Annotated in this window: 15 protein-coding genes; 11 read left to right on the top strand and 4 right to left on the bottom strand. The window is 67.1% G+C overall.

The window, feature by feature from the left end; genetic code table 11:
- Positions 1-133: 133 nt before the first annotated feature.
- The 4 genes from metH (at position 134) to K2Y03_RS03680 (ending at position 5,667) form a co-directional block, all read left to right on the top strand.
- Positions 134-2,737, top strand: coding sequence for a methionine synthase (gene metH, locus K2Y03_RS03665; protein WP_294088366.1), 2,604 nt, complete (start codon positions 134-136; stop codon positions 2,735-2,737).
- Complete coding sequence (locus tag K2Y03_RS03670) at positions 2,713-3,639, top strand: sulfite exporter TauE/SafE family protein (protein WP_294088367.1); 927 nt, start codon at positions 2,713-2,715, stop codon at positions 3,637-3,639. Before metH ends, K2Y03_RS03670 begins: the two co-directional genes overlap by 25 nt.
- Before the next feature lie 75 nt (positions 3,640-3,714).
- Positions 3,715-4,659 carry a right-handed parallel beta-helix repeat-containing protein gene (locus K2Y03_RS03675; RefSeq protein WP_294088368.1) on the top strand — a complete coding sequence of 315 codons (945 nt, stop codon included), beginning with the start codon at positions 3,715-3,717 and terminating at the stop codon, positions 4,657-4,659.
- A 63-nt stretch (positions 4,660-4,722) separates the two neighbouring features.
- Complete coding sequence (locus K2Y03_RS03680) at positions 4,723-5,667, top strand: sterol desaturase family protein (RefSeq protein WP_294088369.1); 945 nt, start codon at positions 4,723-4,725, stop codon at positions 5,665-5,667.
- Positions 5,668-5,701: 34 nt separating this feature from the next.
- Here the strand turns inward: K2Y03_RS03680 and K2Y03_RS03685 are convergent, their stop codons facing one another.
- Positions 5,702-7,375, bottom strand: coding sequence for an alkaline phosphatase family protein (locus K2Y03_RS03685; RefSeq protein ID WP_294088370.1), 1,674 nt, complete (start codon positions 7,373-7,375; stop codon positions 5,702-5,704).
- Between the two features lie 75 nt (positions 7,376-7,450).
- On the opposite strand from K2Y03_RS03685, the gene K2Y03_RS03690 reads away from it, so the two are divergent.
- Positions 7,451-9,511, top strand: a complete 2,061-nt coding sequence (locus tag K2Y03_RS03690) for a thioredoxin family protein (RefSeq protein WP_294088372.1) — start codon at positions 7,451-7,453, stop codon at positions 9,509-9,511.
- A 198-nt stretch (positions 9,512-9,709) separates the two neighbouring features.
- On the opposite strand, the gene K2Y03_RS03695 is transcribed toward K2Y03_RS03690, so the two are convergent.
- Positions 9,710-10,522 (bottom strand): sterol desaturase family protein, encoded by an 813-nt coding sequence (locus K2Y03_RS03695; protein ID WP_294088373.1) that lies wholly within the window; start codon positions 10,520-10,522, stop codon positions 9,710-9,712.
- A 105-nt stretch (positions 10,523-10,627) separates the two neighbouring features.
- Entirely contained in the window at positions 10,628-11,674 is a 1,047-nt protein-coding gene (locus K2Y03_RS03700) for an AraC family transcriptional regulator (RefSeq protein ID WP_294088375.1), read from the bottom strand.
- An 88-nt stretch (positions 11,675-11,762) separates the two neighbouring features.
- On the opposite strand from K2Y03_RS03700, the gene K2Y03_RS03705 reads away from it, so the two are divergent.
- The 6 genes from K2Y03_RS03705 (at position 11,763) to K2Y03_RS03730 (ending at position 18,933) form a co-directional block, all read left to right on the top strand.
- Positions 11,763-12,905, top strand: a complete 1,143-nt coding sequence (locus K2Y03_RS03705) for an acyl-CoA dehydrogenase family protein (protein ID WP_294088376.1) — start codon at positions 11,763-11,765, stop codon at positions 12,903-12,905.
- 148 nt (positions 12,906-13,053) lie between these two features.
- On the top strand, positions 13,054-14,091 hold the full coding sequence (locus K2Y03_RS03710) for an enoyl-CoA hydratase/isomerase family protein (RefSeq protein WP_294088377.1): 1,038 nt from the start codon (positions 13,054-13,056) through the stop codon (positions 14,089-14,091).
- 107 nt (positions 14,092-14,198) lie between these two features.
- Positions 14,199-14,972, top strand: coding sequence for an enoyl-CoA hydratase (locus K2Y03_RS03715; RefSeq protein WP_294088378.1), 774 nt, complete (start codon positions 14,199-14,201; stop codon positions 14,970-14,972).
- Between the two features lie 136 nt (positions 14,973-15,108).
- Entirely contained in the window at positions 15,109-15,987 is an 879-nt protein-coding gene (gene mmsB, locus K2Y03_RS03720; protein WP_294088379.1) for a 3-hydroxyisobutyrate dehydrogenase, read from the top strand.
- A gap of 272 nt (positions 15,988-16,259) precedes the next feature.
- Positions 16,260-17,852 (top strand): MFS transporter, encoded by a 1,593-nt coding sequence (locus K2Y03_RS03725; RefSeq protein ID WP_294088380.1) that lies wholly within the window; start codon positions 16,260-16,262, stop codon positions 17,850-17,852.
- A 55-nt stretch (positions 17,853-17,907) separates the two neighbouring features.
- The gene (locus K2Y03_RS03730) at positions 17,908-18,933 is read left to right on the top strand and encodes an alanine racemase (protein WP_294088381.1); all 1,026 of its coding nucleotides are present in this window, start codon (positions 17,908-17,910) and stop codon (positions 18,931-18,933) included.
- Positions 18,934-19,036: 103 nt separating this feature from the next.
- On the opposite strand, the gene K2Y03_RS03735 is transcribed toward K2Y03_RS03730, so the two are convergent.
- Entirely contained in the window at positions 19,037-22,255 is a 3,219-nt protein-coding gene (locus tag K2Y03_RS03735; protein WP_294088382.1) for a TonB-dependent receptor, read from the bottom strand.
- Between the last annotated feature and the right edge of the window lie 38 nt (positions 22,256-22,293).

Genomic DNA, 22,293 nt, shown 5'->3' on the forward strand with positions numbered 1-22,293 from the left:
AGGGGAGGGGGACCATTCGCGCCAGCGAATGGTGGAGGGGGCTCTCTGCGAGCGAGTCCCCTGCGGCGACCCCCCTCCACCATGCTTCGCATGGTCCCCCTCCCCGTGAACGGGGAGGATTTGAGAAGGCAGCATGAACACCAACACCTCCACAGCCCAGTTCGTCAACATCGGCGAACGCACCAACGTTACCGGATCGGCCCGCTTCAAGAAGCTGATCATGGCCGGCGACTATCCCGCCGCCGTCGAAGTCGCGCGCCAGCAGGTCGAAAGCGGCGCGCAGGTGCTCGACGTCAACATGGACGAAGGGCTGCTCGACGCGCATCACGCGATGACCACCTTCCTGAAACTGATCGCGGCCGAGCCCGATATCGCGCGCATCCCGTTCATGATCGACAGCTCGAAATGGAGCGTGATCGAGGCGGGGCTGAAATGCGTCTCCGGCAAGCCGATCGTCAATTCGATCAGCATGAAGGAAGGCGAGGGGCCGTTCCTCGACCAGGCGCGCAAAGTGATGGCCTATGGCGCGGCGGTCGTGGTGATGGCGTTCGACGAAGTGGGCCAGGCCGATACCTGCGCCCGCAAGGTGGAGATTTGCGAGCGCGCCTATAAGCTGCTGACGGGCATCGGCTTTCCGCCCGAGGACATCATCTTCGACCCCAATATCTTCGCGGTGGCGACGGGGATCGAGGAGCATAACAATTACGCGGTCGACTTCATCGAGGCGTGCCGCGAGATCAAGGCGCGCTGCCCGCACGCGCACATCTCTGGCGGCCTGTCCAACCTGTCGTTCAGCTTTCGCGGCAACGAGCCGGTGCGCCGCGCGATGCACTCGGTCTTTCTCTATCACGCGATTCCGGCCGGGCTCGACATGGCGATCGTCAATGCCGGCCAGCTCGACGTCTATGACACGATCGACCCCGAGCTGCGCACCGCCTGCGAGGATGTGGTGCTCAACCGCGATGCGGACGCGGGGGAGCGGCTGGTGGCGCTGGCCGAAAAATATCGCGGCACCGATGCGGTGGCCGACAAGGCGGCCGAGGAATGGCGGGGCTGGCCGGTCGCCAAGCGGCTGGAACATGCGCTGGTCAAGGGGATCGACGCCTATGTCGTCGACGATACCGAGGAAGCGCGGCTGAACTATGCCAAGCCGATCGAGGTGATCGAAGGCCCGCTGATGGATGGCATGAACGTGGTCGGCGACCTGTTCGGCTCGGGCAAGATGTTCCTGCCGCAGGTGGTGAAATCGGCGCGCGTGATGAAGAAGGCGGTCGCCCATCTGCTGCCCTTTATCGAGGCCGCCAAGGAGCCCGGCGCCAAGGGCAAGGGCCGCATCATCATGGCGACGGTGAAGGGCGATGTGCACGACATCGGCAAGAACATCGTCGGCGTCGTGCTGCAGTGCAACGGGTTCGAGGTGGTCGACCTGGGCGTGATGGTGCCGTGGCCGCGCATTCTGGAAGCCGCCAACGAGAATGAGGCCGACATGATCGGCCTGTCGGGCCTCATCACCCCCTCGCTCGACGAGATGGTGACGGTGGCCGAGGAAATGCAGCGCGCCGGCATGACGATGCCGCTGCTGATCGGCGGCGCGACGACGTCGAAGGTCCACACCGCGCTGAAGATCGCGCCGGCCTATAAGGGGCCGGTGGTGCATGTGCTCGACGCCAGCCGCGCGGTCGGCGTGGCGACCACGCTGGTGTCCGACACCATCCGCGACGAGTTCGTGGCGAAGACCGATGCCGATTATGCCGCCGTGCGCGCCGCGCGCGAGGGCAAGGGGCAGAATGAGCTGACCCCGCTCGACCGCGCGCGCGACAATGCGTTCGACGCCGACATGACGCTGAAGGCGCCGCCGCCGCGCCAGCCGGGCGTGCATGTATTCCGTGACTGGGACCTGGCCGATCTGGCCGAGTATATCGACTGGACGCCGTTTTTCCGCGCCTGGGAACTGGCCGGCAACTATCCCGCGATCCTGAACGACGATGTGGTGGGTGAAAGCGCGACGGCGCTGTTTGCCGACGCGCAGAAGATGCTGAAGCGCATCATCGACGAGAAATGGCTGGTCGCGCGCGGCGTGTGTGGCTTCTGGCCGTGCCGGCGCGAGGGCGACGACGTGATCCTCCACCTGGACAGCGAGGACCATGTCCGCATCCCCTTCCTGCGCCAGCAGATCGCCAAGCGCGAGGGGCGGGCGAATATGTGCCTGGCTGACTTCATCGACCATGATGGCGACTGGATCGGCGGCTTTGCCGTGTCGATCCATGGGATCGAGCCGCATCTGGCCAAGTTCAAGGCCGCGATCGACGATTATTCGGACATTCTGCTGAAGGCACTGGCCGACCGCTTTGCCGAAGCATTCGCCGAACGGCTCCACCAGCATGTCCGCACCGAGCTGTGGGGCTATGCCGAGGGCGAGCAGCTGACGCCCGAAGCGCTGATCAAGGAGCAGTTCCGCGGCATCCGCCCGGCGCCCGGCTATCCGGCCTGCCCCGACCATAGCGTGAAGCCGATGCTGTTCGAGCTGCTCGACGCGCACCACGCGACCGGCATTTCGCTGACCGAAAGCTTTGCGATGCTGCCGACGGCGGCGGTCAGCGGCTTCTACTTCGCCCATCCGCAGAGCCAGTATTTCGGCGTTGCCCGCATCGGGCCGGATCAGGTCGCGGATTACGCCGCGCGGCGCGGGGTCGACCTGCCCACTGCCGAGCGGTGGCTGCGCCCGAACCTCGACTGAGCGTGGTGGCGGGACGGATCGTTCCCGTCGGCGCGGCGGCGCTGCTGCTGCTCTATGCCGCGATCTGGGCATTCGCGCCGATCCGCCCCGCGCTGGTGGCGGAGCTGTGGTGGCTGCCGGCGATCGGCACGCTGGGGGCGACGATTGCCAATACCTCCGGCACCGGCGGCGGGGTGGTGTTCGTGCCCGTGTTCAATGCGCTGCGCCACGCCGGCATCATGGAGCTGGACCGGGTGCAGGTGGTCGCCGCCTCGTTCCTGATCCAGTGTTTCGGCATGTCGATGGGGGCGCTGCGCTGGTCGAGCGGGCTGCACCGCACGCCGGTGGCCGAGCGGGAAAGCAGCGCCGGCGATTTCTGGCGCGTGGTCGCGCTGGTGCTGGCCTGCGCGCTGCCGGTGATGCTGGCGACGCAGCGGCTGGCGCGGTTCGATCCGCACGATGTGCTGCTGGGGTTCAAGGCGTTTTCGATCCTGCTGGGGCTCGCCGTCATCATTACCACCTGGACGGTGAACCGCACCCGGGCGCCACGTGCGGTGGTGGCCCCACTGGACTGGATGGTGCTGGCGGCGCTGGGCCTGATCGGCGGTTTCGTGACCGCGCTGTTCTCGGTCGGGGTGGGGGAGCTGGTCGCGCTCTATCTGTTCATCCGCCATTATCCGGTGCTGCTGTGCACGGGCACCGCGGTGGTGATCTCGGCGATATCGGTGCTGAGCGGCGCGCTCTACCATGTGCAGGCGGGCACCATTGTGTGGGAAGTGGTGGTGCTGGCCGGCCCCGGCGCGGCGCTGGGCGGGTTCATCGCGCGGCCGGTGGCGCTGTGGCTCGGCCCCAACCGGTTGAAGACGGCGGATGGCGGCTGGATCGTCCTGTCGAGTCTTTATCTCATCATTCTCAATATCTGACAGGCGTTAACCCTCTATTTGCCTTCCGCCGATGCGGCGCGCGGCATAGATATGCTGCCGACTGGAGGCCCAGCCATGCGCCGCATTTTGCCGTTTCTTGCCATTGCCCTGACTGCCCCTGCCGCTGCGCAGGGCGGGCCGGGCGCGTTCACCATCGCAGAGACGGGCGAGAGCTTTGCAACCCTCGATCAGGCGCTGGTCGCTGCCAAGCCGCGCGGTGAGTTCACCTGGTCGACCATTCTGATCGCGCCCGGCGTCTATCGCCAATGTGCCGTGCAGGAATGGGGCAAGACGATCTTTCGCGCGCGCCAGCCGGGCACCGTGGTGTTTGACGGCACGGCATGCGAGGGCAAGGCCGTGCTGGTGCTGCGCGGACGCGGGGCGGAGGTTGACGGCATCGTTTTTCGCAACATCCGCGTGCCCGATGGCAATGGTGCCGGCATCCGCAGCGAGATTGGCGACCTGACCGTGAAGAACGCGATGTTCCTCGACAGTCAGGAAGGCATTCTTGGCGGGGTGGGCGGTAACCAGCGCATCATCATCGAATATTCGACCTTCGCCGGGCTTGGCCAGTGTGACGAAACGCCCGATTGCGCGCATTCGATCTATCTGGCCAACAAGGGCCAGATCACCGTGCGCAACAACCGGTTCGAGCGCGGGCGCGGCGGCCATTATGTGAAGCTGCGCACCCCGCGCGTCGACATCACCGACAACAGCTTCGACGATACGCGCGGCCGCAAGACCAACTATATGATCGACCTGTCCGAAGGCGGAACGGGCGTGATCTCCGGCAACAATTTCGTCCAGGGCCGCGACAAGGAAAATCATTCCGCGCTGATCAGCGTCGCGCCAGAGGCACGCACCTATTCCTCGGCGGGCCTGCGCATCGTGAACAACAGCGCCAGCCTGTCGCCCGGCGACACGCGCAATCCCGCGTTCGTGGCGGACGCGAGCCGCGAGCGGCTGGCGATCGGCGCCAACCGGCTGGGGCCGGGCATCCGCCCCTTCGAGCAGCGATAAGTCCGCGTAACCACAGGCACTTGCGCGGTTGCGCGGGCACCGGGGCTGGGATAGCCTTTGGCGATGGACTCGGGGATCGTCGACTGGTGGAACGCCGTCGCCGCCGAAGTGAGCGGCGAACGCGCCTTTTTCTGGGCGCTGGGCAGCTATGTCACGATGATCCTGGTCGAACGGCTGACCTATCTGCTCCATGACCGGACCGACTGGAACGAGCGCGATGCGCGCGCCAATGTGATCAACAGCAGCGTGACCGCCATCATCGACGCGTTCGTCGGCGGGCCGCTGTTCGTCGGGGCCTATTTCCTGGTCTATGACCATCTGCGCCTGTTCGACATGCCGTACAGCTGGTGGGGCTGGGTGGCGGCGTTCCTGCTCAACGATCTGGCCTATTATGTCGATCACCGCATTTCGCACCGCACCGGGCTGTTCTGGGCGATCCACACCAGCCATCATTCTTCGCGCGAGATGAACCTGACCGTCGCATCGCGCGGCACGGCGCTGGGGCTGGGCGGCATCATGCAGCCGGCCTATTTCCTGTTCCTGCCGCTGATGGGCGTGGCGTTTCCGATGTTCATTGCCGCCAAATTCTTCGGCAATCTGTGGGGTATCTTCAACCACACCCGGCTGGTGCGGCACATGGGCGTGCTGGAGGAGATTCTGGCGACGCCGGCCAACCACCGTGTGCACCACGGCACCGAACCCAAATATCTGGACCGCAATTATGGCCAGGTGCTGATTGTGTGGGACCGGCTGTTCGGCAGCTTCCAGCGCGAGGAGGAAGAGCCGACCTATGGCCTGGTCAAGCAGCTGGAAAGCGACCGGATCTGGGATATCCAGACCTCCGGCCTGCAATGGCTGGTGGGCGAGATGCGCCGCGCGCCGCGCCTGATCGACAAGCTGCGCTACCTGTGGATGCCGCCGGGCTGGCGCCATGATGGCTGCCACCTGACGACGGAACAGATCCGCCGTGGCGTGCCCGGTTGCATCGCCGGGCAGGCGGCGAGCTGAAACGGCTGGTGCCGCTCAAGCGGTGCCAAAAACCCTAGCGGCAGAGTTCCGCGTTCATTGATGCATCGATCCTGAGGCAGCGCCCGTCGACATCGGGCGTCGCCAGCCGCATGCCGATGGTGGCGGCGAGCGTGGGCGCGATGTCGACCGTTTCCACCGGCAGGGGCTGTTCGAACCCGCTGATGCCCTTGCGCCAGAACAGCAGCGGCACGCGCCGGTCATAATCCCAGAACGAGCCATGGGTGGCGACATAACCGCGCGTCGGGTCGGCAATCGGGGTGACGTTGGGCTTCAGCGCGACGACGATGTCGCCCGAGCGCGCCGGGTGAAAGCTTGCCCGCGCCCGCTGGACGAGCGACCAAGCCGGCGGCGGCAGGGTCGGCGCCGGGGCCGCCTCGATCTCTGCCCGGCTGAACGCGGCCGCCACCTGCGGCTGCGCGCGATAGAAAGCGAGCGCTTCCTTCAGCACGGCGGTGCGCTGTACGGGGGTCAGCTTGGGGTCGATCCACACATCGCCCGAGCCCGAATCGCCGAACAGCAGCTGGCCGGTAAGCTTCAGCCTGGCCGCGACCGCGTCGCTTGCCGCCTTGGTGGTGAGCGCGGGGTCGATCCGCTGCGCATCGGGCACCGCTTCGTCGCGCAGCCGCTCGGGCAGGTCATGCCCGCCATGATCGGCCGACAGCGCCACTTCATAATCAATGCCCAGCTCATCGAGCTTGGCGAAGAAGTCGCCCATCGTGCCGTCGAGCGCGGCCAGCTGCAGGCACATTTCGTTGCCATTGGTGCCATAGCTGTGGCCGACATAATCGGTGGCGGAGGCGCCGATGGTGATGATGTCGGTCGCCGGCCCCTGGCCCAGCTTCATCGTCTGCACGAAGGCGGCGGCCAGCGCGAACACCGCGCCATCCGATTCGGGCGAGGCGCGGAAGGCGCGCGTGTCGCCGGCCGCGCGCGCGAACCGGCCGGTGCCCACGCTCTTGCCCGCGCCGATCGGGATGGCGCGGTCGCGGCTCTTGCAGAAGTCGGGCTCGTCGAGCGGGGCGCTTTCGCGGGCGATCAGCTGGGTGACGGCTTGGTTGGTCTGCGTCACCACCAGCGGTTCGGCGCGGCCGGCATAGCTGGCGAATTTCTTGCCGTCCCACCACCAGATCTCGTCGAGCTTGTGGCCGCCCATCATCACCGCGGCGCGGTCCTTGCCGGCGACCGAGACGGTGCGCGTCGCCGGATTGGCCGCCTTCATCCGCTCACCCAGCGTCGGCACCAGCAGATGCGTGTCGGACACGGTATAGGCCACCGAATTGCTGCCGGCGACGCGTTCATCCTCGGCGCAATAGATGGTCTTGTCGGTGCGCGCGGCCTTCAGGTCGGTCCAGCTATTGGCGATGATGCCGGTGCGCGCCGGGTGCATGCCGGTGAGCAACGTCGAATGGCCCGGGCAGGTCTCGGTCGCGGCGTGGCTCTGATAGGCGCTGGGGAACACCACGCCCGACAGCAGCCGCTTGAACCCGCCGGAGAAATGATTGCGATATTCGGCGAACAGATCGGCCGAGAACTGATCGACCGAGATCACCACGATCAGCCGCGGCGGCTTGGCGGGCGTCGGCGCGGCGGCGGGAGCGGCGGCCGGCGCGGTCTGCGCCTGGAGCGGGAGGGCGGGCGCCGTAACCATGGTGGCAAGGGCTGCGAAAGACAGTCTGACAAGGTTCATTGGCGCGTCCCCCCATTTTGGTCTTGGCGTCAACCGGGCTATCGGCGAAGGCAGGCTTCTAGGCAAGGATCACCCATGCGGCGCTTCGGTTTCGTTCTTGTGACGCTGTTCTGGCTGATGCTGGGGCTGACGGGTGCTGCGCGGGCGCAGGTGCCGGGGGCAACGGGGCCGCGCCATATCGCGATCACGCTGATCGCGGAGACGCAAAAGCCCGCCGCCGGCAGCCGGGTGACGATTGCCTATGACGCGGTGCCCGAAAAAGGCTGGCACGGCTATTGGCAGAATCCGGGCGATGCAGGCTTTCCGGCCAAGCTGCAATGGACGCTGCCGGCCGGGGTGACGGCGGGCGCGCCGCGCTATCCGGTGCCGACGACGCTGCTGATCGGCGACGGGGCCGACGCGCTGATGAACTATGTGTTCGAGGAGCGTTTCACCCCGCTCATCGACCTGTCGATTCCCGCCGGTCTCGCCCCGGGCACCCGGTTACCGGTGCGGCTGAAGGCCAGCTATCTGGTGTGCACCAACGAAATCTGCGTGCCCGAAAAGGCGGAGCTGGCGCTCGACCTGGTGGTCGGCGACGGCGCCGTCGACCCTGCCCGGCGCGCGCAGTTCGACGCCTTCCGCCGGGCGCTGCCCCGGCCGCTGGGCGGCAGCGCCATTTATCAGCTGAGCGGGCAGACGCTGCGCCTGGCCATTCCCTATCCGGCGGCGGCGCCGCTTGCCGACGCCTATTTCTTCCCGGTCACGCCCAACCGCCTGGCCTATAGCGCGCCGCAGCGGGTGATGCGCGATGGCGACCGGCTGGTGATCGAAACCGGCGCCGGCCGCAGCGGCGGGAGCGGTGCCATCAGCGGCGTGCTGCGCATTGGCCATGCCAGCGGGCTGATGCTGACCGCGACCCCGGGAGCCGTGGCGCCGGTCGCCGACGGCGGGGGCGGCCTGTGGTCCACGTTGCTGCTGGCGCTGGGTGGGGCCGTGCTGGGCGGGCTGATCCTGAACGTGATGCCCTGCGTCTTTCCGATCCTCAGCCTGAAGGCGCTGACGCTGGCGAAGGGCAATGTCGGGGCGCGGGAAGCGCAACTAGACAGTCTCGCATACACTGCCGGCGTGCTGCTGGTGATTGTGGGCCTGGGCGCGGCGGTGCTGGCGCTGCGGGCGGCGGGCGTTGCGGCGGGCTGGGCATTTCAGCTGCAAAGCCCTCAATTTGTTGCGGTTTTGCTGCTGCTGGTGGTCGCGCTCGCGCTCAATCTGGCAGGGCTCTTCGAAATTCCCACCCCCCGCTTTGTCGACCGGGCAAGCGGCGCGGGCGGCGCCTTTGCCACCGGCGCACTCGCCGCCGTGATCGCGACGCCGTGCACCGGGCCGTTCATGGGGGCAGCGTTGGGCGCCACGCTGGTGCTGCCCTGGCCGGCGGGGCTGGCGATCTTTGCCGGGCTGGGGCTGGGCCTCGCGCTGCCCTTCCTCGCCATCGGCTTCGTGCCCGCGCTGCGCCGCGCTCTGCCCCGGCCCGGCGCGTGGATGGCCACCTTCCGCCACCTGCTCGCGGTGCCGATGGGGCTGACGGCGGTGTGGCTCGCCTGGGTGCTGGGCGGCGAGGCGGGCGTTGACGGGATGACGATCGGCCTGATCGGCGCGGTGGGAGTCGCAGCGGTGCTGTTCGTCGTTGGGCGGCGGCAGCATCGTGGTCTCGCGGCGCACTGGCTGAGCCTTGTCGCGCTGATCGCGGCAACGGGCGCGACCGCCTATGCCATTCGCCCGGCGCCCAAGGGGGCGGGGGCCGCGGCGGCGCTGGCGGCGGAGAACAAGGCGGCGTTCAGCGAGGAGAAGCTGGCCGAGGCACGCGCCAAGGGCCAGCCCGTGTTCGCCTATTTCACCGCCGACTGGTGCCTGACCTGCAAGGTCAACGAACGCGTCGCGATCGACACCGATCAGGTGAAGGCGGCGTTCGCGAAGCACAATGTCGCTGTGATGGTCGGCGACTGGACCGACGGCGACCCCAGGCTCGGCCGCTTCATCGAAGCGCATAACCGCGCGGGCGTGCCGCTGTATCTGTTCTACAGGCCCGGCGCGAAGGAGCCGGAAGTGCTGCCGCAGGTGCTGACCCCGGCGATGTTGAGCGAGTTGGCTGGGGGGTAGGGGTGGCTATGGGGGGTGGGGAGCCGACTGCCTTATCTCTTGCTCGTCGCTAAGGATCGCGGTCGTCTATCCTCTTTCTTGCGTCACCCCGGCCTTGTGCCGGGGTCCACGGTGCGGCCGGATGAGACGCTTGAAGTTCCAGTGGCCCGCCTGCCGGGGGTTGGACCCCGGCACGAGGCCGGGGTGACGGGAGGGGGCTCAGGCCAGTTCCACCTCCGCCTCGACCGGCGCTGCCGCCGCCCGTCGCCCGACCACGTCCTCGAACCGCTCATGGTACTTCGGATGTTCGGTGCCCATCATCCGGTCCCACCAGGTGAAATAGAGCCCGAAATTATAGCGCCCCTCGGTATGGTGCAGGTCGTGGTGCGTCGTCGTCGTCAGCCAGCCCGTCAGCGGCGAGCGGGTGAAGCCCGGCCAGGCCAGCTCGAACCCCGAATGGCCGATGGCGTTGCGGGCGATCTGGTGGCCCAGGAAAATGAACACCGCCCACGCCTCGATCGGCGCGATCCAGCCCAGCGCGATGAACATCATCGGGATATAGATGCTTTCGGCAACCGCCTCGATCGGCGCAAAGCTATAGGCGGCCCAGCTGGTCGGCGTGCGGCTGAGATGATGGGCATAATGCGCGCGGCGGAACAGCGATTTGTGGTGCAGCGTGCGGTGCATCCAGTAGAACCAGGCATCGTGCAGCAGCACCATCGCCGGCAGCTGCCAGGCGAGCATCCACGCATCCGGCGTGCCGCGATGCACCGGGATGATGCCGCTGCGCACCAGCGCGAAGGTGGCCAGGTTGACAAAGGCGAACACCAGCAACGTTTCCATCGACTGGCGGAATTCGCGGCGCCGGTCGGCAAAGCTTGCCTTGCGCGGCTGGATGCGGCGCGGCTCGATCCAGCGACGGATCAGCCAGTAGAGGATGGCAACGCCCGCTGCACCCGCCAGATAGCGGACGAACTCGATCTGCACGCTATGCGCGATGCGGCTGGCAATCAGGAACAAGGTGTCGGTCACGCAACGGGCTCCGGCAGGTTGGGTTGATGATGGCAAAGCCCATTGCCGAAGGACAGGGGCACCGTCGCCGCGCGGCTGAAAATTGGCCGGCGATTTCGAAATCGATCAGCTTTTTTCAGCAAAGGCGGCCCGGCGCCAGTCGCCCGGGGCCTGGCCGGTCGCTTCCCGAAAGGCGCGGTTGAAGGGGGCCAGGCTGCCATAGCCCAGGTCCATCGCAATGGTGAGGATGGGGAGCGCGACACAGGCCGGGTCGGCCAGCTGGCGCTTCGCCTCGGCAATGCGGGCCTCGTTCAAAAAGGCGGAAAAATTGCGATAGCCCAGCCGCTGGTTGATCAACAGGCGCAGCCGGTGCTCGGGCACGCCCAGCTGATCGGCCAGCTGGCCGATGGAGAGCGCGGTGGTGCGATAGACGCCGCCCGCCATCGCCGCGTCGAGCTTTGCCTTCAGCACCGATTCGGCCGGGCTGAGCGCGGGGGCGGGCGGCGGCGCGGGGGCGGCGGGATCGAACAGCAGCTCGGGGTCGCTTTGCAGCAGCGCGGCGCCCATGGCCGACGTGGCCGCCAGAATCGCCGCCGACTGGGCAATGCTGAGCAGCGGCACCCCGCGAAAGCCGAAGGCGATTTCCAGCACGATCACCACCACCGCCAGCGTTGCGATGACGATGACGAATCCCACGCGTAACCGCCGGCGCTTTTCGATCAGGTCGTCACCCCGTTCGCTGATCGCGATGATCAGGGCGTGGATCGCAAAGCCCAGCCAGATCAACCGCCCGACCTGTCGCACCGCCATCTGCACGGCTGGCGGCGCAAAGCTGGGCAGCGCAAAGAACAGCCACACCACGAAACAGGCGGCTGCCCCTGCAATCGCGGTCCGCCTGTCGATCGGCCGCTCGAACAGCAGGTGGGCAAAGATCCAAAGCGTGACCGGCACGCTCTGCGCGCCCAGCTGCACCGGCAGCCAGGCGGTGCGGATCGGCCGCGCGAGAAACGGGGTCGCCAGCGTCAGGTAGCAGCAAACCCCCGCCAGCAGCAGCGCGGTCGCGATGCGGATGGTGCGCGGCGCGGTGCCACGCCCGATCACCAGCGCGATCAGCAGCAATTGCCCCGTCGCCAGCAGGCGTAGTGCGGCGTCGGCAAGAAGAAGCGGCCCCATGGTGCGCCGCTTATGGCGCGCACAGCGCGAGCCGTCGAGGGCGCGCGAGGGGCTGGGAATCGCGCGCGGCTGCGGCTAGAGCCGGGCCATGACCCAGTTCGACCTGACCGACGAGCAGCGCGAGATCCAGGATCTGGCGCGCAAATTCACCGCCGACCGCATCACCCCCCATGCCGGCGAGTGGGACGAAAAGCACATCTTCCCGCGCGACACGATCAAGGCGGCGGCCGAGCTGGGCTTTGGCGCCATCTATGTTTCGGAAGCGTCGGGCGGCATCAATCTGGGGCGGCTGGAGGCGGCGCTGATCATGGAGGCAATGGCCTATGGCTGTCCCTCGACCAGCGCCTTTATCAGCATCCACAATATGGCGAGCTGGATGATCGACCGCTTCGGGTCGGACGGGGTGAAGGCGAAGTATCTGCCCTCGCTCGTCACCATGGACACCATCGCGAGCTATTGCCTGACCGAGCCCGGCTCCGGCTCCGACGCGGCGGCGCTGAAGACGCGCGCGGTGCGCGACGGCGATGACTATGTTGTCACCGGCACCAAGCAGTTCATCAGCGGCGCGGGCGAGAATGACGTCTATGTCACCATGGTCCGCACCGGCGAGGAGGGCCCCAAGGGCATTTCGTGCCTGGTGATCGAGCGCGACATGCCCGGCGTGTCGTTCGGCGCGAACGAGCGCAAGCTGGGCTGGCACTCGCAGCCGACGCGGCAGGTGATACTGGACGGTGTGCGCGTGCCGGTCGAAAACCGCGTGGGCGGCGAGGGCGAGGGCTTTCGCATCGCGATGATGGGGCTGGACGGTGGCCGGCTGAACATCGGTGCCTGTTCGCTGGGCGGGGCGCAGCGCTGCCTGGACGAGGCGATCGGCTATACCCGCGACCGGCACCAGTTTGGCACGGCGGTGAGCGATTTCCAGAATACCCAGTTCATGCTCGCCGACATGGCAACCGAACTGGAGGCGGCGCGCGCGCTGCTCTATCTGGCGGCGGCGAAAGTGACCGCGAACGCCCCCGACAAGACGCGCTTTGCCGCCATGGCCAAGCGGCTGGCGACCGATACCGGCAGCGCGGTGGTCGACCGCGCGCTGCAGCTGCATGGCGGCTATGGCTATCTGATGGACTATCCGATCGAGCGCTTCTGGCGCGATCTGCGCGTCCATTCGATTCTGGAGGGCACCAACCAGATCATGCGGATGATCGTGGGGCGGGAGCTGACGCGGCAGTGACGCAACTGGTGGCAATCCTCCCCATTCATGGGGAGGGGGACCGTCCAAAGGACGGTGGAGGGGGCCAGGCGATGGGCGCGGGGGTGCGCGTGTGGCGAACCCCCTCCACCGCTTCGCGGTCCCCCTCCCCGCAAGCGGGGAGGATCTGATGAGCGAGGTGCTTGCCTTCACCGAGGGCCGGATCGGTCGCATCCGGCTCAACCGGCCCAAGGCGCTCCATGCGCTCAACACGCCGATGTGCCTGGCGATCAGCGCGGCGCTGGCGCGCTTTGCCGCCGATGACGGGGTCGATTGCGTCGTGTTCGATCATGCCGAGGGGCGGGGCTTCTGCGCGGGTGGCGACATCCGCATGCTGGCGGAAAGCGGGCAGGGCGATGGCAGCGAGGCGCGCGCCTTCTTCCACGCCGAATATCGCATGAACCACGCGCTGTTCACCTATGCCAAGCCGACCATTGCCTTCATGGACGGCATCACCATGGGCGGCGGCGTGGGCATCGCGCTGCCGTGCCGCTATCGCGTGGCGACGCAGAATACGCGCTTTGCCATGCCCGAAAGCGGCATCGGCCTGTTCCCCGATGTCGGCGGCGGCTGGTATCTGGCGCGGCTGCCGGGGCGGGTGGGCATCTATCTGGCGCTCACCGGCGCGCGACTGGATGGTGCGGAATGCCTGACGCTGGGGCTGGCGACGCATTATCTGCCGGCCGAGGCGATTCCGGCGGCGCTGCAGTCGCTCCACGGTGCCGATGATCTGTTTGCCGCGCTGAAGGCGCACGGCGTCGGCGCGCCGCTGGCACAGATCGCGGTCGACCGGCCGCAGATCGAAAAGCTGTTCGCGGGCAACAGCGTGGCCGCGATTCTGGCCGCGCTCGATGCCGACGGTGGCGACTGGGCGGCGAAGCAGGCAGCGACCTTGCGCACCAAATCGCCGCTGTCGATGGCGGTTGCCTTTCGCCAGCTGAAGGAAGGCGCCGCCATGCCCGATTTCGCCGCCGAAATGGCCCAGGAATATGCGATCGGCGCGCGCATGGTGCACAGCCACGACTTTATCGAGGGCGTGCGCGCCGTGATCGTGGACAAGGACAATGCGCCCTGCTGGAACCCCGCCACGCCCGATGGCGTGACCGAGGCGATGCTGGACGCGATCTTTGCCGCGATGCCCGAGGGGGAGGGCTGGACGCCCAACTGAGATTTCCCGTCACCCCGGCCTTGAGCCGGGGTCCCGCTGCCTTGGGGCGGGGGATTGAAGCGGGACCCCGGGTCAAGCCCGGGGTGACGATTTAGAGAGAGGTGCCAATGACCTACGAAACCATCCTTGTCGAGCATCGTGACGCGGTGACGCTCGTCACGCTCAACCGGCCCAATGCGCTCAATGCGCTCAACAGCCAGGTGCTGGCCGAGCTGATCGACGCGTTCGCCGCTTATGATGCCGATCCCGGCCAGCGCTGCCTGGTGCTGACGGGCTCCGAAAAGGCGTTCGCGGCCGGTGCCGACATCAAGGAAATGTCCGATCAGGGCTTTGCCGACATGTTCGGCAGCAACTTCTTCGCCGGCTGGGAAAAGGTGACGGCGACGCGCAAGCCGTGGATCGCGGCGGTGGCCGGCTATGCGCTGGGCGGCGGGTGTGAAGTGGCGATGATGGCCGATTTCATCATCGCCGCCGACAATGCCAAATTCGGCCAGCCGGAGATCAAGCTGGGCGTCTCCCCCGGCATGGGCGGGTCGCAGCGGCTGACCCGCGCGATCGGCAAGGCCAAGGCGATGGAAATGTGCCTGACCGGGCGGATGATGGACGCCGCCGAAGCGGAAGCGTCGGGCCTCGTCGCGCGCGTCGTGCCGGCGGCCGAGCTGCTGGACGAGGCATTGAAGACTGCCGAGACGATTGCCGGCATGCCCCCGCTTGCCGCCATCGCCAACAAGGAAATGGTGAACGCCAGCTTTGAAACCGGGCTGGCACAGGGCATCCTGTTCGAGCGGCGCCTGTTCCACGGCCTGTTCGGCACTGCGGACCAGAAGGAAGGCATGGCCGCCTTTGTCGAGAAACGCCCGGGCAACTGGACGGGGCGGTAACGACCGTGTTCTTCCCTCCGTTTGTGCCGAGCGAAGTCGAGGCACGTGAGCGACGTGCTGCACTCGCCGCCGCGTCCCTCGACTTCGCTCGGGACGAACGCTTATAGGGTCGGGACGGGCACAGGAGAAGGATGACATGGCACGCATCGGCTTTATCGGGCTCGGCAACATGGGCGCGGGCATGGCCGCCAATCTGGCCAAAGCGGGGCATGACGTGCACGCGTTCGACCTGTCGGCCGAGGCGCTGGCGCGGGCCAAGGCCGCCGGCTGCCTGCCGGTGGCAAGTGCTGCCGAGGCTGCCCAGGGTGCCGAAGCGGTGGTGACGATGCTGCCCGCCGGCGCGCATGTCGAAAGCGTCTATACCGACGCGGTGTTCGGCGCGGCGGCGCCCGGCACGCTGCTGATCGACTGTTCGACGATCGACGTGGCGACCGCCAAGCGCGTGGCGGCGGCAGCGGCGGCCAAGGGGCTGGCGGCGGTCGATGCGCCCGTCTCCGGCGGGATCGCGGCGGCCAATGCCGGCACGCTCACCTTCATGGTCGGCGGCAGCGACCGGGACTTTGCCCGCGCGCGCGACATTCTGGCGCAGATGGGCAAGGCGGTGATCCATGCCGGCGACAATGGCGCCGGGCAGGCGGCCAAGATCTGCAACAACATGCTGCTGGGCGCCACCATGGTGGCCACCTGCGAGGCATTCGTGCTGGCCGAGAAACTGGGCCTGGCCGCGCAGAAATTCTATGACATTGCCAGCGTCTCCTCCGGCCAGAGCTGGTCGATGACGAGCTATTGCCCGGTGCCGGGCGTCGGCCCGGAAACCCCGGCCGACCGCGATTATCAGGGCGGCTTTGCGGTGGCGCTGATGCTGAAGGACCTGAAGCTCGCTGCCGCTGCCGCCGCCGATAGCGGCGCGACCACACCGATGGGTGCGCGCGCGGCCGAACTCTATCAGGCCTTTGCCGATGCCGGGCAGGGCGGGCTGGACTTTTCCGCCATCATCCGCGCGCTGGAGGGCTAGGGTTTCGGGGCGCTGATCCGGTGCCCGTGCGCGCCGGGCGTCTCAACTCCTCCCCTTCAGGGGAGGAGGTCGGGAGGTGGGGCCTGGATGCAGGGCGCCGCGCTTCCTTGGAGAGGCCCCACCCCAACCCCTCCCCTGAAGGGGAGGGGCTTTGGTCAGTCGCAATTCGAAGCGATGCTGAACGGCGCTGGCCCGGCGCGCATCCCCGCCACACCATGCTTGCCGCCGGGGCGAAAGCCGCTAATCGTGGTCCCCAACGATAAGGAGGGGTCATGGCAAGCGTGGCAGCGGAGCAGATGGCGGAACCGGGCGATGCCGATGTGCGCCTGGTGATCACCGCGTCGTCGCTGGGCACGGTGTTCGAATGGTATGATTTCTTCATTTACGGCACGCTGGCGGCCTCCGGCATTATCGGGCGCACCTTCTTTCCGGCGGGTAGCGAGATCATCCAGACCTTGCTGGCCTGGGCCGGCTTTGCCGTGGGGTTCGGCTTTCGCCCCTTGGGGGCGGTGCTGTTCGGCTATCTGGGCGACCGGCTGGGGCGCAAATACACCTTTCTGGTGACGATCACGCTGATGGGGCTGGCGACCGCAGGCGTGGGTTTCGTGCCCTCGGCCGCCGCCATTGGCCTGTGGGCGCCGGCGATCATCCTGCTGCTGCGCATCCTGCAGGGGCTGGCGCTGGGCGGCGAATATGGCGGGGCGGCCATCTATGTCGCCGAACATGCGCCGCCGGGCCGCGCGGGTTTCTACACCAGCTTCATTCAGGCGAGCGTCCCCGGCGGCTTCGTGCTCAGTCTTGCGGTCGTGCTGGCGTGCAAGGCAGTGCTGCCGGCGGCGATCTGGGACGCATGGGGATGGCGCCTGCCCTTCATCTTCAGCCTGGCGCTGCTCGCGGTGTCGCTGTGGATGCGCTTCAAGCTGTCGGAAAGCCCGGTGTTCAAGGCGATGAAGGACGCCGGCGAAACCGCCGAAAACCCCTTTGTCGAAAGCTTCACCTATCCCGGCAACCTCATCCGCCTGTTCGTGGCGCTGTTCGGCATTGCCGCGGGGCTGACGGTGATCTGGTACACCGCGCTGTTCTCGTCGCTCGCTTTTCTGCAGGGGCCGATGCGGATGGCGGACACGCCGGCGCAGCTGCTGGTCGCGGTGGGCGCGCTGGCGGGGCTGGGCTGGTACATTCTGTTCGGCTGGCTGTCTGACCGGGTGGGGCGCAAGCTGCCCATCGTCATCGGCTATGCGCTGACACTGCTGGCGCTGTTCCCGATCTTCTGGGTGATGGGGCAGGCGGCCAATCCGGGCCTGGCGCGCGCCGCTCAGCATGCGCCGGTGGTGATCGCCGGGCCGGACTGTGCCTATAACCCGTTCCAGGCCAAGCAGGCCGGTGCCTGTGGCCAGCTGCTCGACTATTTCTCCAAAAAGGGCATTCCCTATACCACCGCAGAGGCGCCGGTGGCGGTGGCGACGATTGGCGGCGAGCCGGTGGCGGCCGGCAGCGAGGAAGTGCTCGATGCAGCCCTCGCCCAGGCCGGCTACAAGCTCGACCGCATCGTGCCCGGGCCGGGCAGCATCGTGATCATCCTGTTGTGCATGACGTTGCTCACCGCGCTGTCGGGCATGACCTATGGCTCGGTCGCGGCGCTGCTGACGGAGCTGTTCCCGGCGCGCATCCGCTATTCGTCGATGTCGATCCCCTATCATGTCGGCACCGGCTATTTCGGCGGCTTCCTGCCCTTTATCAGCCAGTATATCGTCGCGCGCACGGGCGATCCCTATGGCGGGCTGTGGTATTGCTTTGACGTGGTGGCGATGGCGCTGGTGGTGACGCTGATCTGGCTGAAGGAGCCAAAGCATCGGCACGGCTGATCCGGCGGGGCCGAAGGGGCTGGCGCGGCGCGGCGCGGGCGCGTAACCGGCGGCGATGACGGCACCGTTAAGGCTTATCCTCGATCGTGATGCGCTGGTCGGCAACTGGCGCGCGCTCCAGCGGCTGAGCGGCCGGGCGGCGTGCGGCGCGGCGGTGAAGGCCGATGGCTATGGCCTGGGCGCAACCGGCGTGGTGAAGGCGCTGGCCAATGCCGGGTGCCGCGATTTCTTCGTCGCCACCTGGGCAGAGGCGGAGGCACTGGCGCCGCTGGGCGTGCACGTGTCGGTGCTGCACGGCGTGCGTGCGGAGGATATGGCGATCGCGGCGGCGCTGCCTGATGCGCGGCCGGTGCTCAACACCCCCGCACAGGTCGCACGCTGGCGCGAGGGTGGCGGGGGGCCGTGCGACGTGATGGTCGACACCGGCATGAACCGGCTGGGCCTGTCGCCGGACGCGCTGGAAAGCGTGGCGGGGCTGGAGATCGACACGGTGCTGAGCCATCTGGCGAGCGCCGACGAGGATGTGCCGTCCAACGCCCGTCAGGCGGCGGCGCTCGCGGCGCTGCGTGGCCGTGTGCCCGCGCGCCGGTTCAGCCTGGCCAATTCCGCCGGCATCGCGCTCGGGGCGGACTATGCGTTCGATCTCACCCGGCCGGGCCTGGCGCTTTATGGCGGGGTGCCGCGCGCGTCGCTTTCGCCGCATATCCGCCAGGTCGCCTTTCCCGAGGCGCAGATCCTGCAGCGGCGCGTGCTGAAGGCGGGGCAGGCGATCGGCTATAACGCGACCCACATCGCCGCCCGCGATACCGAGGTGGCGATCGTCAATCTGGGCTATGCCGATGGCTATTGGCGCGGCTTTTCCGGGCGTGGCGTTGCGCGGGCGGGGGGTGTGGCGCTGCCGGTGCTGGGCCGCGTGTCGATGGACCTGACCGCGCTCGACGTGAGTGCCGCGCCGGCGCTGGCGGAAGGCGATTGGGTGCGCTTCGACTTCCAGCTGGGCGAAGCAGCTGCGCTCTCCGGCATGTCGCCCTATGAGTTGCTGGTGGGGCTGGGCGCCCGGTTTGATCGGGTCTGGGCCTAGCCCCCCTTTCAGCGTCGCTGCCCCCGCGCTGCCGCCATCTTCCGCAAAGAAAAAGGGCCCCCTCGCAAGCGAGGGAGCCCCGTAGGTCGCAAAGTCTGGCGGCTTAGAACTTCACCGTCACGCCAGCCGAGAAGAAGCGGCCCACCGGATCATAGGGCGACACTTCGGTGCCGATCAGGTCGAGCGGCGGCAGCTGGTTGAAGGCGTTGTCGACGCCGAAGAAGAAGCTGTAATTCTTGTTGAAGGTGTAATCGATCCGGAAGTCCGAATAGGTGATGTCCGGATAGGTGATGCGGGGCAGTGCGTCGGCGTTTTCAGGCGGACGGCCCTGCACCACGTTCTGCGACTGATAGGCAGCGATCGTCTGCTGGCCGACATAGCGCAGGCGATAACCGATGTTGATGTTCTTGGTATAGAGGTTGATCGACCAGTTGGCCTGCCATTCCGGATCACCCAGATTGCCGAGCTGACGCAGCGCGAAGTTCGGGTCGTTGATGTCGGTGAAGTTCCACCGCTCGAAAACCTTGCTGGCCAGGATGCGGGTCGAGATGTTCCAGTCGCCGCCCAGCTTCTTGCGATAGCTGAGGTCAGCGTCGATGCCGCTGTTCAGGTTCTTCGCATAGTTGAACGGACCCGAGATGAACGACGCGCCCGTCGGGGTCAGCGAGACGACGGTACCGGCATGGTTGACGTCGCTCTGGCCCAGGAAAGTGCCGTTCGGGTTACGGAAGATCGACGCGCAGAACGGGTTGTTGATGCCCGACGGGTTGTCATAGCACTGGTTGATGATCGTCTGCGCGGCAAGCGCGTTGATCGAGTTGCGCACGATGATGCGGTAATAGTCCATCGTCAGCGTCAGACCCGGGATGAAGCGGGGCTCGAAGACGAAGCCGACCGTGTAGCTGTCGCTGGTTTCGGCGAACAGGTTGGCGTTCGACCCGTTGAAGCCCGAAATGCCCGAGGCCGGCCGGTTGGTGAACGCTTCCGTCGTCGTCACGCCACCCGCCGTGAAGGTCTGGGTGGTCGGCACACCGGCGGCCGCGCAGTTGCGCACGCGGTTGGGGTTGTTGTTGATGTTCTGCTGGCCGCAGGGATCGACCAGACCGTTCAGGAAGGTCTGGCTGAGCGGCGAGAACAGATCGCTCTGCGTGGGTGCGCGGACCGACCGGGCAATCGCGGCACGGATGCGGAAGTCGCGCACCGGCGCCCACACCATCGTCGCGTTGTAGGTGAACACGGTGCCGGTGCGGCCGATATTGTAGTTCGACACGCGGCCCGCGAGTTCAAAGGTCAGCGAATGAGCAAAGGGCAGATCCTTCAACACCGGGATCGAGATCTGGCCAAAGCCTTCCGCAACCTTCTGCGCCGGCGGGCGGAAGTCCGGAATGGTGTTGAGGAAGGTGCAGCCTGCGGCCGGGCAGGTCACACCGGGCGCGGTGCCCGAGGTGAACGGATCGAACGCCGAAAAGGCAGTTTCGACGCGATATTCACCGCCGACCACGAACGACACCGGGCCACCGGGCAGCTCGAACAGCTGCGAGGAGTCACCGGCGACGTAGCCGACCACGTTGAACAGATCGGCCTTCTGCACGCGGGTGGAGGTGTAGCCGAAATAGTTCAGCGCCGCCTGGCTGACCTGGCGGTCACCGAACAGGTTCACCGGTACGCAGCGCGGATCGTCGTTCGCGGGGTTGGTGTCAGCGTTGATGCCGCACACGATCTGGCCGGCGGCATTGGTCACCGCGTTGATCGAGTTGGTGTAACGCTGCCGGTCGATGTTACCGGCCGTCGCATAGAAGGTGTAGAGGTGGCCATAGTTGAACGACAGGTCATACTTCCAGTCGTCGTTGAAGGTGCCACGGACACCGACCACCGCGCGATACTGGTCACGACGATGCTGCTCACCGCGGCCGCCAAAGTCGATGTTGAAGCGCTGTGCGGTGAAGGTCGTCGCACCCGGCGTCAGCACCGACTGCAGCTGCGTGCGTGCTTGCGGCGTCAGGAACGGGTTGTTGATGCTGAACGTATTGTTGAAGAAGGTCGGCTGGCCTTCCTGGTTTGAATTGGTGCGCACGAACTGGGCCTGCCAGTACGGCTCGAACACCGGCGAGAATTCGTAACGACCCTGCACGAAGAAGGCGAACCGGTCGAACGCGGGGTTCAGAATGCCCGATTCACGCAGCGTCGAGCCCAGACCGCCCTGGCAGTTCGACGAACCGAACGGGCGATAATCGGTGATGCAGGGGTTGGCGATCAGCGAGCCGTCGGGCTGGAACACGAAGGTGCGGCCGAACTGCGCCAGTGCGTTGGGGCTTGCCGGATCGGCGAGGCCCGAGCAGGCCGCCGCGCGCCGGGCGTTGAACGCCGCTGTCGACTCACCCGTCGCCGCCGCGGTGGGGCAGGCGGCGGTGAACAGGCCGCCGAGCGAGATGTTGTTGTTGCGAATGCCGCGGATGAAGGCGGTATCGGGGATGCCGTCACCAGCCGCCGGTTCGCCGCTGGCGCGCAGCAGCAACCCTGCCGAGGGGTTGGCGATAGGGCCGGTATTCTGCACCAGCTGGAACTGGTTGCGGCCGCTGAACGCGCCGGTCTGATCGTCGCGATCGGTGAAGAACACATTGTCCTGGTGCGAATATTCGAACGAGAACGAGATGTTGCCCCGCCCTTCGGCGAAGTTCTTGCCGACCGTCATCGAGATCTGCTGCGAGCCGCGATCGCCGAACGAGCTGATGCCCGCCTGCGCCCGGGCGCGGAAGCCGTCGAAATCCTTCTTCAGGACGAAGTTGACCACACCGGCCACCGCGTCCGAACCATAAACCGCCGACAGACCGCCGGTCAGCGTGTCGACGCGATCGATCAGGTCGTTGGGGATGATGTTGACGTCGGGGCGGTTGATGCCCGGCGTCGCCGTCACGATGCGGCGGCCGTCGATCAGCACCAGGGTGCGAGCGGTGCCAAGGCCGCGCAGGTCGAGCGCGTTGATGCCGGCAGTGCCGATGAAGCGGCCCGAGTTCGCCTGGCTGAACGTCGCGCGGAACTGCGGCAGCTGGTTCAGAATGTCGCCGACGTTGATCTGGCCGCGCGCGGTGAGTTCACCACCGGTGAGCGAGGTGATCGGCGCGCTCGAGGTCAGGCCGGGGCGGTTGATGCGGGTGCCGGTGACGACCACGGCAGGCTCGGCATTGCCAGCCACGTCCTCGGGCTGGTCCGTCGGCTCCTGCGCCGGGGCCGGGGCGGGCGCGGACTGCGCCATCGCAACGCCCGGCAACGCAAAGGTGGCGGTGGCGAGGGCGGTCGCCGCCATGAGCTTCGAAAATTTCATCAATGGTCCCCTGTTTGGCCGAATCCACTCCACTTACG

Origin of the sequence: Sphingomonas sp., from assembly GCF_019746015.1 — a bacterium.
Taxonomy (GTDB): Bacteria; Pseudomonadota; Alphaproteobacteria; order Sphingomonadales; family Sphingomonadaceae; genus Sphingomonas.

Excerpts from the sequence above, each read along its gene's own strand:
- metH (WP_294088366.1), top strand. The coding sequence starts at position 134 with ATGAACACCAACACCTCCACAGCCCAGTTCGTCAACATCGGCGAACGC.
- K2Y03_RS03675 (WP_294088368.1), top strand. The coding sequence starts at position 3,715 with ATGCGCCGCATTTTGCCGTTTCTTGCCATTGCCCTGACTGCCCCTGCC.
- K2Y03_RS03680 (WP_294088369.1), top strand. The coding sequence starts at position 4,723 with ATGGACTCGGGGATCGTCGACTGGTGGAACGCCGTCGCCGCCGAAGTG.
- K2Y03_RS03685 (WP_294088370.1), bottom strand. The coding sequence starts at position 7,375 with ATGAACCTTGTCAGACTGTCTTTCGCAGCCCTTGCCACCATGGTTACG.
- K2Y03_RS03690 (WP_294088372.1), top strand. The coding sequence starts at position 7,451 with ATGCGGCGCTTCGGTTTCGTTCTTGTGACGCTGTTCTGGCTGATGCTG.
- K2Y03_RS03700 (WP_294088375.1), bottom strand. The coding sequence starts at position 11,674 with ATGGGGCCGCTTCTTCTTGCCGACGCCGCACTACGCCTGCTGGCGACG.
- K2Y03_RS03705 (WP_294088376.1), top strand. The coding sequence starts at position 11,763 with ATGACCCAGTTCGACCTGACCGACGAGCAGCGCGAGATCCAGGATCTG.
- K2Y03_RS03710 (WP_294088377.1), top strand. The coding sequence starts at position 13,054 with ATGAGCGAGGTGCTTGCCTTCACCGAGGGCCGGATCGGTCGCATCCGG.
- K2Y03_RS03715 (WP_294088378.1), top strand. The coding sequence starts at position 14,199 with ATGACCTACGAAACCATCCTTGTCGAGCATCGTGACGCGGTGACGCTC.
- mmsB (WP_294088379.1), top strand. The coding sequence starts at position 15,109 with ATGGCACGCATCGGCTTTATCGGGCTCGGCAACATGGGCGCGGGCATG.
- K2Y03_RS03725 (WP_294088380.1), top strand. The coding sequence starts at position 16,260 with ATGGCAAGCGTGGCAGCGGAGCAGATGGCGGAACCGGGCGATGCCGAT.
- K2Y03_RS03730 (WP_294088381.1), top strand. The coding sequence starts at position 17,908 with ATGACGGCACCGTTAAGGCTTATCCTCGATCGTGATGCGCTGGTCGGC.
- K2Y03_RS03735 (WP_294088382.1), bottom strand. The coding sequence starts at position 22,255 with ATGAAATTTTCGAAGCTCATGGCGGCGACCGCCCTCGCCACCGCCACC.